Here is an 11,738-nt window from a genome sequence, read left to right on the forward strand (position 1 = left end):
CTTCCTCGCCTGTTTTTGCCTTGCCTGATCGCCACTCGGCGACTTTTCGTACAGACCCCTAGCACCCCATGCTAGTGCGCTAGTTGAGTGGCGGGCTGACGGAGAGACTCAAACTCTAACCCCTTGCGGCGCTGGAACCTGAATCCAGTGTGTCCAATGACACGCAAATCACAACTCCAACTGATCGGGCCTGATCCCGAAGGCCTGTGCAATCTTCTCCCGAGTCGCGCGGCGCGGTTTGTTGACCGCTTCTTGCTGAGCGAAGGCCGGTTGCGAAATCCCCATGCGCTTCGCCACGTCTTCCTGAGTCAGGTTCAAATGCTCACGCCAGGCGCGGATCGGCGTGGCACCGTCGACCATGCGACTGACCACCGCGTGAGGGATCAGGTCTCGGTCACCGCGTTCAGCGAGATATTGCTCATAGGGAATCACCACGAACGCCGGTTTACCGTCCGGCCCATTGATGATTTGTACGTCAGTAGGTACGGTCGTCACGTTTTTTGACCTCTTGAGTGCTGATGACCTGGATCGAACCGTCCCAATCGAACAGGACTCGGTAGTGACCGACCCGTAGGCGATATCCGTAATCGTGGAGGCTCAATGCCTTGACGTTGATCACGTCGGGCATGCGTTCCAGGCAGGTCACGGCATCGCGGATCTGAGTCCGGTGCAGGGCGTGTACTCTGAGTAATTGCTTGACCGCTTTGCGGGTCCAGTAGATTTCATTCATGGATGTTAATAAGTCTTCCATAAGGTTTGCAAATAAAAACTTATGTAATCATAAGTTTTCGTTGGCGCTTTCCCTGCGCCTTCCTCACAAACCCTAGGTCTGCAACCCAGCCGCTGTGCTCGCAAACAGTTGCTGGATGTGAACCGCTCTCGTTATTCTGCTGAACCCTTTCTTTGATCCTGGGTGATCGAACAAGGCACTGGCCGTACCTGAGCCGCTTCCCGGAATGTAGTGTTGATAACGGATCAGATGCGATGAATGCACAGCTCGACTTCGGCCCGATCAAGGCCGTGATTTTCGATATGGATGGTTTGTTGCTCGACACCGAGGGCATATACACCGAGGTCACGTCGATCATTGCCCAGCGCTATGGCCGAACCTTCGACTGGAGCGTCAAGCAGAACATCATCGGCCGTGGCGCGGCGGACCTGGCGCGCTACATTGTCGAAGCGCTGGACCTGCCGATCACCGCCGAGGAGTTCCTGGTGGTTCGCGAGCCCTTGATGCGCGAGCGCTTTCCCCGTGCGCTGGCGATGCCGGGCGCCGAGGCGTTGGTGCGCCACCTCAAGGCCAACAACATTCCGATTGCTGTGGGCACCAGTTCGTCACGCGAGTCGTTCGGTCAGAAAACCACCCTGCATGGCGAGTGGTTTGCGCTGTTCGACACCATCGTCACGGCCGACGACCCGCAAGTAGGTGCTGCCAAACCGGCGCCGGACATTTTCCTGGTGGCGGCGCAACGCCTGGGCGTGGCGCCTGCGGACTGCCTGGTGTTCGAGGACTCACCGTTCGGCGTCACGGCGGCGAAAGCGGCGGGGATGACCGCGATTGCGGTGCCTGATGCGGCGATGGCGGATGAAAAATATGCACATGCCGATCGGATACTTCGCTCGTTGAAGGCGTTCCAGCCAGGTGCGTGCGGTCTGCCGGTGCTGGCGCTGGCGTAACCCGCCACCCGTCCAGCCCACACAAAAACGCCGGGCAACCTGATCAAAGGTTGCCCGGCGTTTTTGTATGGCCGGGAATCAGGCGCCAAAGCCACCGTCGATGGTCAGGCTGGCGCCGGTGATGTAACCGGCTTCCGGCCCGGCGAGGTAGGCCACGAAACTGGCGATTTCTTCGACCTTGCCATAACGGCCGACCGCCATGTAGCCCATCAGGGTTTCGGCAAAGTCGCTGTCGGCGGGGTTCATGTCGGTGTCCACCGGGCCGGGTTGCACGTTGTTGATGGTGATGCCTCGCGGGCCGAGGTCGCGGGCCAGGCCTTTGGTCAGGCCCACCAGCGCGGCTTTGCTCATGGCGTATGGACCGCCACCGGCGAAGGGCATGCGGTCGGCGTTGGTGCTGCCGATGTTGATGATTCGACCGCCCTCGGTCATGTGTCTGGCCGCTTCCTGAGTGGCGATGAACACACTGCGAACGTTGATTGCCAGCGTTTGGTCGAAGTCTTCCAGTGTGAAGTCTTCCAAGGGGGCGACGGCCAGCACGCCGGCGTTGTTGACGAGGATATCGAGCCGGCCAAAGGCTTCGACGGTGCTTGCGACAGCGCTGCGGATGGCCACGGCGTCGGCGCTGTCGGCCTTGATCGCCAGGGCCTTGCCGCCGCTGGCAGTGATGCTGTATTGGAGTGCTTCGGCCTTGATGGTGGAACTGACATAGGTGAAGGCAACCGCCGCGCCCTGGGCTGCCAGGCGTTTGACGATGGCGGCGCCGATACCGCGTGAGCCGCCCTGAACGAGCGCTACTTTGCCGCTGAGGTTTTGTGTGGTCATGCTGTTCTCCAGGTGTGCAAGGCAGGCCGCCTTGGGGGTGGAGTCGAGTATCGACCTCGGGTTGCCGGCTGAGTAGAGGGTGATTGCTATAGTCTGTGTAAACCAGAAGTTGATAGTGGCGACGATGGAAACCTTCAGCAGTATCGAATGTTTTGTGCGCAGCGCCGAGGTCGGCAGTTTTGCCGAGGCGGCGCGCCGCTTGAGCCTGACTCCCGCAGCGGTAGGCAAAAGTGTCGCCAAACTGGAAGCGCGCCTGGGTGTGCGACTGTTCCAGCGCAGCACGCGTAGCCTGACCCTGACGGAGGCCGGTCAGTTGTTTCTGAGCGAAGTCAGCGCAAGCCTGCACACGATCCAGAACGCGGTGGCCAACCTGGCCAGTGCCGAAGGGCAACCTGCTGGCACCCTGAAAGTCAGCATGGGCACGGTGTTCGGGCGGTTGTACGTGGTGCCGTTGCTGGGGGAGTTTTTGCGGCGTTTTCCGGCCATCAACCCGGATTGGCATTTTGATAACCGTCAGGTTGACCTGATAGGCCAAGGATTCGATGCGGCGATTGGCGGTGGTTTCGAGTTGCCCCAAGGGGTGGTAGCGCGCAAATTGACGCCGGCCCATCGCGTGCTCGTTGCATCGGCTGAGTACCTGGCACAGCGTGAGGCGATTCTGACGCCGGATGACCTGCGTCACTGCGATGGCATCCTGATCCGCTCACCGCAAACCGGCCGCGTGCGTTCCTGGCAGTTGACGAGCCGACGTCAGGAGCACAGCCCTTTGAGCCTCAAAGCGCGGATGACCCTGAGTGATTCTGACGCCGCTTGCGCTACGGCGGCGCAAGGCTTGGGCATCGCGCTGGTGAGCATGCCGTTCGCCGTCAGCTACCTGAAGGCTGGCACGTTGCAGCGTGTGTTGGCGGACTGGTACGTCGACGATGGCAATATTTCGATTTATTACGCCGAGCACAAGCTGCTGCCCGGCAAGACCCGGGCTTTCGTCGACTTCATCATCGAGCAGTTTGCCGAGCAGCAGTGGGCGCGGCGTTTCAGCGCGATATGAGCGGGGGCATCAGCCTTTGCTGATGATGTTCCCGGCATGCAGCCCACATTCTTTTTGCGTGGCTTCTTCCCACCACCAGCGGCCTTCGCGTTCGTGCTGGTTCGGCAGTACAGGGCGGGTGCAGGGTTCGCAACCGATGCTGATGAAGCCGCGTTCGTGCAAGCTGTTGTACGGTAACTCCAGCATGCGGATGTAGCCCCAGATCTCTTCACTGGTCATTTGTGCCAGCGGGTTGAACTTGTACAGCGGGCGCTCGGGTGTCGAGAACGCACCGTCGATTTCCAGTACCGCGACCTGGCTACGGGTGCCCGGGCTCTGGTCGCGGCGCTGGCCGGTCGCCCAGGCGCGGACGGTGGAGAGTTTGCGGCGCAGCGGTTCGATCTTGCGGATTCCACAGCATTCGCCGTGGCCATCCTTGTAGAAGCTGAACAGACCCTTTTCCTTGACGAACGGTTCGAGCTTGCTTTGGTCCGGCGAGACCAGTTCGATCTGGATCTTGTAGTGCTCGCGCACCTGTTCGATGAAACGATAGGTTTCCGGGTGCAGGCGGCCGGTGTCGAGGCTGAAGACCTTGACGTTCTTGTTGAGCTTCCAGGCCATGTCCACCAGCACCACGTCTTCAGCGCCGCTGAAGGAAATCCACAGGTCATCGCCGAACTCGGCAAAGGCCAGTTTGAGAATGTCCTGGGCGGATTTGTTGGCATAGGTCGCGGCGAGTTCAGCGACGTCGAACGATGGGCTCATCAGGGCGGTTTCCTACAGGTCGGTGGCGCTGGGCGCTCTATATATGGCAGATGGTAACAAAATCCTGTGGCGGCTGGCGCGCTCCTCTGCGTTGCGCTACCCGGTATGACTCGCTAGAGTTCGGCAGTCCTTTATTCGAACAATATCAATAGGAGCGTCGTGTGGAGATTGCCTGCCTTGATCTGGAAGGGGTACTGGTCCCGGAAATCTGGATCGCCTTTGCTGATAAAACCGGGATTGAATCCCTCAGGGTTACCACCCGCGAGATTCCCGATTACGACGTGCTGATGAAACAGCGCCTGCGCATTCTCGACGAGCAGGGTCTCAAGCTTGCCGACATCCAGGAAGTGATCGCCACGCTCAAACCGCTGGACGGCGCCATCGAGTTCGTCAACTGGCTGCGTGAACGGTTTCAGGTGGTGATTCTATCGGACACGTTTTATGAGTTCTCCCAGCCGCTGATGCGTCAGTTGGGGTTCCCGACCTTGTTGTGCCATCGGCTGGTGACGGACGAGGCGGGGCGGGTGACGGGTTATCAACTGCGTCAGAAAGATCCCAAGCGCCAGTCGGTGCTGGCGTTCAAGAGTCTCTACTATCGGGTGATCGCGGCCGGTGATTCGTACAACGACACCAGCATGCTGGGCGAGGCGGATGTCGGGATTCTGTTCCACGCGCCGGACAACGTGATCCGTGAGTTCCCGCAGTTCCCGGCTGTGCACAGCTTTGCCGAACTGAAACAGGAGTTCCTCAAGGCTTCGAACCGGAATTTGAGCTTGTAAACCCAATCCTGTGGCGAGGGCGCAAGCTCCCGCCCGGTTGCGAAGCAGTCGTAAAGACTTTGGGGGCGCTTCGCACCCCAGCGGGAGCAAGCACCCTCGCCACAAAAAGCTAGAGGTTCTGCAGGGTTTCGAGCAGTACCTTCACCTTGGTGATGGACTCTTGATACTCAGACTGCCATTCAGAATCTGCGACGATCCCGCCACCGCCCCAGCAGCAGACCTGTCCGTCCTTGACCAGCAGGCTACGGATGGCGATCGAGCTGTCCATTTCCCCGCGCACGTCCAGGTACAGCAACGAACCGCAGTACAAGCCACGACGTGTCGGCTCCAGCTCGTCGATGATCTGCATGGCGCGGATTTTCGGCGCGCCGGTGATCGACCCACCGGGGAAGCTGCCGGCGATCAGGTCCAGGGCATCCTTATCGTCAGCCAGCTCGCCGGTCACGCTGCTCACCAGATGGTGCACGTTCGGGTAGCTTTCCAGGCTGAACAGTTCGGGCACTTTCACTGAGCCGATCCGGCACGTGCGGCCCATGTCATTGCGCAGCAAGTCGACGATCATCAGGTTTTCCGCCCGATCCTTGGGGCTGGCCAACAGTTCTGCGGCGTTGGCGGCGTCTTCGGCCGCATCACGGCCGCGAGGGCGGGTGCCTTTGATCGGACGGGTTTCGACGTGGCCGTCGCTGATCTTGACGAAGCGCTCTGGCGACAGGCTCAGTACTGCGCCGCCGTCGGGCAGGTTCTGGAAACCGGAGAAAGGTGTCGGGCATGCGGCCCGCAACGCGCAATAGGCTGTCCATGGATCGCCTTCGCATTCGGCACGAAAGCGCTGCGCGAAGTTGACCTGGTAGCAGTCGCCGGCCTGGATGTACTGCTGAATGCGCTCCAGCGCGCGCTGATAGTCGCTGGCGCTGAGGTCGGCACGCATGGGGCCGTTGAGCGTGAAGGCTTCAGGCGCGACCGATACCGGATGGCTGAACACCTCGATGAGGCGCCCGCGCTCGCTCTCGGCCACGCTCGGATGGAACACCAGTTGGCTGGTGCCATTCTGGTGATCGCTGACCAGTGCCCAGTCATACAGTCCAAATCGGGCGTCGGGCAGGTGCAGATCATCGCGGGCCTGGGTGGGCAGGGCCTCCAGATGGCGGCCAAAGTCGTAACTGAGGTAGCCGATCAAGCCGCCGACAAAAGGTAATTCGTAGGGAGCTGGCAGCCTTGCCGTACCCAGTCGAGCGAGGTTGTCCCGCAGGCGTTGCAGGAACGCTGTGCCATTTTCCTCTGGCGCCACCGCCAGCGTGGCCAGCGGCCAGGCGCTGAGCAGGTCGTAACGCCCCCGGTCGGCAGTGGGCCGGCCGCTGTCGAGCAGCACTGCGCCCGGGGCGTGACGGATCGCCGCGAAGTATTCGGCGGGATTGGCGTGGTAAGGCAGCGGGTGTACAGAGCAAGTCAACATGAGCGGTGAGTATCATCCTTGAGACGGGGTGGCGATTGTAGTTCCCCGCAGGATTTGCTCCTAGAGGGCACGGCGGCGAATGGCGGTTTAGCGGCAAGGCTGGTGGCATTACTGCTGGAAATGGCGCCATCGCGGGCGAACCTCACCCCGTCACCGGGAGGGCGTGGCCGAAGCATCACGTGGGGGCGAGGTGTGTTCATGAGGGTAGCGACTCGTCCTGAGTCAGCCCTCGACCGCTGGAATGTGCCCGAACAACGCTTGGGCAAACTCGACGCGTTCTTGCGGGGTTTCCTTGATGCCTCTGGCCTTGAGCTCTGCCAGCCGGGCTTCGACGGCGTGGGTGCGCAAGGTCAGGCCGCAATCGTTGGCGATCTGAATGTTCAACCCCGGTCGGGCGTTGAGTTCCAGAATCAGCGGGCCCTTGTCCTGGTCCAGCACCATGTCCACGCCGATGTAGCCCAGGCCGCACAGTTCATAGCAGCCGGCCGCGAGCTTCATGAAACCGTCCCAATAGGGCAGTTGCACACCGTCCACCGCGTTGGTGGTGTCGGGGTGCTTGCTGATGAAGTTGTTCAGCCAGGTGCCGCGCAGGGTCAGGCCGGTCGCGAGATCGACTCCCACGCCGATGGCACCCTGGTGCAGGTTGGCCTTGCCGCTCGACTGACGGGTCGGCAAGCGCAACATGGCCATGACCGGGTAGCCCATCAGTACGATGATGCGGATGTCCGGCACGCCTTCGTAACTGATGCTTTTGAAGATCTGGTCCGGGGTCACGCGGTATTCGATCAGTGCACGGTCGCGGTGGCCGCCCAGCGAGTACAGGCCGGTGAGGATGCTGGAAATCTGATGTTCGAGTTCCTCATGGCTGAGGATTTTGCCCGACACCGTGCGATAGCGGCCTTCGAAACGGTCGGCAATCACCACAATGCCGTCACCGCCCGCGCCTTGGGCCGGTTTGATCACGAAGTCGTTGCGCCCGCCAATGATCTGGTCGAGTTTGTCGATTTCCTTCTCGGTGGAGATCACCCCATACATTTCCGGTACGTGGATGCCGGCCTTGATCGCCCGTTCCTTGGTGATGATCTTGTCATCGACAATCGGGTACAGGCTGCGTTTGTTGTACTTGAGCACATAGTCGGCGTTACGCCGGTTGATGCCCATGACACCCTTGGCCTCCAGGGCCTTCCATGTCTTCCATAAACCGAACATTACGAGTCAGCCTTCACGAAGGCTTTGAAACGCATCAGCTCGGTCAGGCGGTAGCCGCGATAGCGACCCATGGCCAGCATGAAGCCCACCAGAATCAGCAGCACCGCCGGGAAGGTGAACACGAAGTAGATCAGTTCCGGCACGCTCATGATCAGGTGGGCCAGGGAGGCGGCGAACAGCGTGCCGATGGCGACCTTCAGCGCGTGGCCCGAGCCACGTTCTTCCCAGGTGATCGACAGGCGTTCGATGGTCATGGTCAGAATCACCATCGGGAACAGCGCCACCGACAAGCCGCGCTCCAGGCCCAGTTTGTGGCTGAACAGGCTGATGGCTGCAATCAGCACCACCACGAAGGTCAGCACCACCGACAGGCGGGGCAGCATTTGCAATTTCAGGTGTTCAAGGTAGGAGCGTAATGACAGCCCCAGCGCAGTGATCACCGTAAACAGCGCGATGCCGAAGCCCAGTTGGGTTTCGCGGAAGGCCAGGGCGATCAGCACCGGTGTAAAGGTACCCAGCGTCTGCAGCCCGATCAGGTTGCGCAGGATCAGGATCACCAGCACGCCAATCGGGATCATCACCATGATCATGAAGGTTTGCTGGGTTTCCAGCGGCAAGCCGTACAGCGAGTATTCGAGGAAGTTGGCGTCGGTGTTTTCGTCGGTCAGCTTGGCCAGGCGAATGGCGTTCATTTCGCTGTTGTTGAGGCTGAACGTGACGTTGGCTTTCTTGCCGCCATCGACGGTGATCAGGTTGTCATCGCCGGTCCACCACAGCAGACGGTCGGTCGGCAGGCCTTGTTCGCCGGTTTCCGGGTTGAAGTACAGCCAGTCAGTGCCGTTGAAGCTGCGTAGCCACAGCTCAGGGGTTTGGGGCTGGTCGGCCACCAGGCGAATGGTGTGGACCTTTTCCATCGGCACATGGGCAATGGACAGCAGCAACTCGACGATTTTCGCCTTGTGCGCTGGCGACGGATCGCCCGCCAGGAGCATTTTGGCGTTGTCGTCGTTGGTGTTGTTGACCCGCTTGATGGCTTCGCTGATGAAGGTTTCAACGTCTGCCGAGTGCTGGCGAATCGGCGCGAGCAGGGCTTCGGCGGCGACTTTTTCCGGGCCTTCGACCGCGATGCTGTCGCGGAAGGTCGGGCCTTTGATCTTGGATTTCTCACCGGTGTAGCGCTTGGTCAGCACCAGGCGGTAATACAGCGTCTGATTGCCTTTGGCCCGGCGTGCCGACCAGGTGACCTTGCGGTTGCCGTCGACACGGTTTACGGCCACGCCGTAATTGTTGGAGATGAAGCTCTCGTTGAGGCTGACATAGTCACGGCTCAGCGGCGGCACGAACATCTGGATCTTGACCGGGTCTTTGGCACTGGCGACGAACTCGACCTTGGCGTCGATGTTCCACAGGTCGTCGGTGGCGTCTTCGGTGACCGGGATGCCGAGCACGAAAATCTGATAGGCCGTGACTGAAATACCCAGCACCACCAGGATGGCGATCAGGATTTTCAGATGAAGGGTAAGAGAGCGCATGGGTATTACTCTGCGGTATGAGCGTCGGTGGCGCAGGCGGGTTTGCCAGCAGCGTATTTAAGACTGGGGTCGACCAGCGCATCGAAGCGTTTCAGGGCTTCGGAGCCGATCAATAACGGGTATTGGAATGCACTTCGGTCAGTCAGGTTCACTTCAATGCTGCGCATCGCCGTGCCCATGCAAATCTCCAGTTCGATCACCGGGCGGGCCGTGTACTTTTTACCTTCCTCGGGATCGAAGTCGCCGGCGCGGCGCTTGATCTTGCTGACTCGCGCCAAAGGGCGTTCGATCGGGTGCGAGTGGGCGGTGTCGATGGCCAGATAGAAGCGCACCCAGGATTCGCCGTTGCGTTTGAAACGCTTGATGTCGCGGGCGCTGAGGGACGCGGTTTTGGCCCCGGTGTCGAGCTTGGCGGCAACTTCCAGGTCAATGCCGGCCAGTTGCGCGTACTCATTGAGGCCGTACACGGTCTTTTCGCCCGCCATCGCAAGGGCCGGGAGGCAAAGTAGCCACAGCAGTAGGGGGAAGGGCTTGAGTCTCATAAATCCTGGCGCGTTGCCGTCCGTTCTTCAGTTCAAGGCACTGGCATCGCTGCGCAAGCTCCCTCGTAGGCCTGCCTTATAAAAGGTCTCAGGCAAATGCGGGCGGCATTCTAGCACGGTGGTTTTATGGCGCCAGCGCCGGGGGTGCCCTTTACTCAGGGTTTACCTGTGACGGTTATTAGACGATTGTCGACAATAGCTATATTTCCTTTGACTGATGGCGTGCTATTGGCTAATTTTTGCGGCATTAGCTTTCAAGGTGTCGACAATATGCTGGATCAACTCGATCCCCCGGTCCTGGCTCAGGACGACACGGAGACCCTCTCCGAGCACGTCTTTCGGCGCATCCAGGCGGCCATAGTCAAGGGCGAGATCGCCCCGGGCAGCAAGATTTCCGAGCCGGAACTGGCACGCACCTACGGTATCAGTCGCGGGCCGCTGCGTGAGGCGATCCATCGCCTGGAAGGCCAGCGCTTGCTGGTTCGCGTTCCTCATGTCGGTGCCCGTGTGGTGTCGCTGAGCCACGCAGAACTGCTGGAACTCTACGAAATCCGCGAATCCCTGGAAGGCATGGCCTGCCGTTTGGCGGCCGAACGCATGACCACCGAAGAAATCGACGAACTGCGCCGGGTCCTCGAAACCCATGAGCGCGACGCCGCGTTTCAGGCAGGCGTCGGTTACTACCAGCAGGAAGGCGATTTCGACTTTCACTACCGGATCATCCAGGGCAGCGGCAACCGCACGCTGACGCAAATGCTCTGCGGCGAGCTCTATCAACTGGTGCGCATGTACCGCATCCAGTTTTCCGCCACGCCCAATCGGCCGCGCCAGGCGTTTGCCGAGCACCACCGGATTCTCGATGCCATCGCCGACCGTGACGGTGAATTGGCCGAGTTGTTGATGCGTCGTCACATCGGCGCTTCAAAACGCAATATCGCCCGTCACTATCAGGACGGCGCCCATCAGACAGCCACTCCACGAGGTGAGTCATGAGTTCCAACAAGAGCACACCAGGTCAGCGTTTCCGCGATGCGGTTGCCAGCGAGCAACCTTTGCAGGTGGTCGGCGCGATCAACGCCAACCACGCGCTGCTGGCCAAGCGCGCCGGTTTCAAGGCTATCTATCTGTCCGGTGGCGGGGTCGCTGCCGGTTCTCTTGGCGTCCCGGACCTGGGCATTACCGGTCTGGATGACGTGTTGACCGACGTGCGCCGCATCACTGACGTCTGCGACCTGCCGCTGCTGGTGGACGTGGACACCGGTTTCGGCTCCTCGGCGTTCAACGTGGCGCGCACCGTCAAGTCGATGATCAAGTTCGGCGCGGCGGCGATTCACATTGAAGACCAGGTTGGCGCCAAGCGCTGCGGTCACCGTCCGAACAAAGAAATCGTGTCCCAGCAGGAAATGGTCGATCGCATCAAGGCCGCTGTCGATGCGCGCACTGATGACAGCTTCGTGATCATGGCCCGTACCGATGCCCTGGCAGTGGAAGGCCTGGAGTCTGCCCTGGATCGCGCCGCAGCCTGCATCGAGGCCGGCGCCGATATGGTGTTCCCGGAAGCCATTACCGAGCTGGAGATGTACAAGTTGTTCGCCAGCCGCGTCAAAGCGCCGATCCTGGCCAACATCACCGAGTTCGGCGCGACACCGCTGTACACCGTCGAGCAATTGAAAGCCGCCGATGTTTCGCTGGTGCTGTACCCGTTGTCGGCCTTCCGGGCGATGAACAAAGCCGCAGAAAACGTTTACACCGCGATCCGCCGCGACGGCACGCAACAGAACGTCATCGACACCATGCAGACTCGCATGGAGCTGTACGACCGCATCGATTACCACACCTTCGAGCAGAAGCTCGATGCGTTGTTTGCTCAGAAAAAGAGCTGATCGGCAACCCCGGATCAGTCGTTTAGAAGTTGCCGATTCCCTAACA

The 11,738-nt window shown here is 60.4% G+C and carries 13 protein-coding genes; 5 read left to right on the forward strand and 8 right to left on the reverse strand.

The features are described 5' to 3' along the window. Positions 1 to 168 precede the first annotated feature (168 nt). Positions 169 to 495, reverse strand: a complete 327-nt coding sequence (locus AC1Z1G_RS08930) for a helix-turn-helix domain-containing protein (RefSeq protein WP_483626498.1) — start codon at positions 493 to 495, stop codon at positions 169 to 171. After that, the gene (locus tag AC1Z1G_RS08935; protein WP_483626500.1) at positions 476 to 730 is read right to left on the reverse strand and encodes a type II toxin-antitoxin system RelE family toxin; all 255 of its coding nucleotides are present in this window, start codon (positions 728 to 730) and stop codon (positions 476 to 478) included. Before AC1Z1G_RS08935 ends, AC1Z1G_RS08930 begins: the two co-directional genes overlap by 20 nt. Positions 731 to 984: 254 nt before the next feature. Between AC1Z1G_RS08935 and AC1Z1G_RS08940 the strand changes: the two genes are divergently transcribed. Further along, positions 985 to 1,677: an HAD-IA family hydrolase gene (locus tag AC1Z1G_RS08940; RefSeq protein ID WP_483626502.1), complete on the forward strand. Its 693-nt coding sequence runs from the start codon at positions 985 to 987 to the stop codon at positions 1,675 to 1,677. A 78-nt stretch (positions 1,678 to 1,755) separates the two neighbouring features. Here AC1Z1G_RS08940 and AC1Z1G_RS08945 read toward each other — a convergent pair whose 3' ends face one another. After that, positions 1,756 to 2,502, reverse strand: a complete 747-nt coding sequence (locus AC1Z1G_RS08945) for a 3-oxoacyl-ACP reductase family protein (protein WP_483626504.1) — start codon at positions 2,500 to 2,502, stop codon at positions 1,756 to 1,758. A 124-nt stretch (positions 2,503 to 2,626) separates the two neighbouring features. On the opposite strand from AC1Z1G_RS08945, the gene AC1Z1G_RS08950 reads away from it, so the two are divergent. Continuing rightward, positions 2,627 to 3,550 (forward strand): LysR family transcriptional regulator, encoded by a 924-nt coding sequence (locus tag AC1Z1G_RS08950; RefSeq protein WP_483626505.1) that lies wholly within the window; start codon positions 2,627 to 2,629, stop codon positions 3,548 to 3,550. Between the two features lie 9 nt (positions 3,551 to 3,559). On the opposite strand, the gene AC1Z1G_RS08955 is transcribed toward AC1Z1G_RS08950, so the two are convergent. Continuing rightward, the gene (locus AC1Z1G_RS08955; protein ID WP_483626507.1) at positions 3,560 to 4,294 is read right to left on the reverse strand and encodes a phosphoadenylyl-sulfate reductase; all 735 of its coding nucleotides are present in this window, start codon (positions 4,292 to 4,294) and stop codon (positions 3,560 to 3,562) included. 161 nt (positions 4,295 to 4,455) lie between these two features. Here AC1Z1G_RS08955 and thrH point away from each other — a divergent pair, with 161 nt between their 5' ends. Further along, positions 4,456 to 5,073 (forward strand): bifunctional phosphoserine phosphatase/homoserine phosphotransferase ThrH, encoded by a 618-nt coding sequence (gene thrH / locus AC1Z1G_RS08960; RefSeq protein ID WP_483626508.1) that lies wholly within the window; start codon positions 4,456 to 4,458, stop codon positions 5,071 to 5,073. 109 nt (positions 5,074 to 5,182) lie between these two features. Here the strand turns inward: thrH and pabB are convergent, their stop codons facing one another. The 4 genes from pabB to rloA all read right to left on the reverse strand — a co-directional run bounded on the left by pabB (position 5,183) and on the right by rloA (position 9,809). Next, positions 5,183 to 6,526 carry an aminodeoxychorismate synthase component I gene (gene pabB / locus AC1Z1G_RS08965; protein WP_483626510.1) on the reverse strand — a complete coding sequence of 448 codons (1,344 nt, stop codon included), beginning with the start codon at positions 6,524 to 6,526 and terminating at the stop codon, positions 5,183 to 5,185. Between the two features lie 222 nt (positions 6,527 to 6,748). Next, complete coding sequence (locus AC1Z1G_RS08970) at positions 6,749 to 7,735, reverse strand: alpha-L-glutamate ligase-like protein (RefSeq protein WP_483626512.1); 987 nt, start codon at positions 7,733 to 7,735, stop codon at positions 6,749 to 6,751. Continuing rightward, on the reverse strand, positions 7,735 to 9,267 hold the full coding sequence (rloB, locus tag AC1Z1G_RS08975; protein ID WP_483626514.1) for an osmotic stress tolerance membrane protein RloB: 1,533 nt from the start codon (positions 9,265 to 9,267) through the stop codon (positions 7,735 to 7,737). The genes AC1Z1G_RS08970 and rloB overlap by 1 nt, the downstream gene beginning before the upstream one ends. A 5-nt stretch (positions 9,268 to 9,272) precedes the next feature. Continuing rightward, positions 9,273 to 9,809 carry a retropepsin-like aspartic peptidase RloA gene (gene rloA, locus AC1Z1G_RS08980; protein WP_483626516.1) on the reverse strand — a complete coding sequence of 179 codons (537 nt, stop codon included), beginning with the start codon at positions 9,807 to 9,809 and terminating at the stop codon, positions 9,273 to 9,275. A gap of 270 nt (positions 9,810 to 10,079) precedes the next feature. On the opposite strand from rloA, the gene AC1Z1G_RS08985 reads away from it, so the two are divergent. Both AC1Z1G_RS08985 and prpB read left to right on the forward strand, forming a co-directional pair. Continuing rightward, the gene (locus tag AC1Z1G_RS08985; RefSeq protein WP_483626517.1) at positions 10,080 to 10,802 is read left to right on the forward strand and encodes a GntR family transcriptional regulator; all 723 of its coding nucleotides are present in this window, start codon (positions 10,080 to 10,082) and stop codon (positions 10,800 to 10,802) included. Further along, positions 10,799 to 11,692, forward strand: a complete 894-nt coding sequence (gene prpB / locus AC1Z1G_RS08990) for a methylisocitrate lyase (RefSeq protein ID WP_483626518.1) — start codon at positions 10,799 to 10,801, stop codon at positions 11,690 to 11,692. Before AC1Z1G_RS08985 ends, prpB begins: the two co-directional genes overlap by 4 nt. Positions 11,693 to 11,738: the final 46 nt, after the last annotated feature.

Source organism: Pseudomonas sp. JL27(2026) (assembly GCF_056933555.1).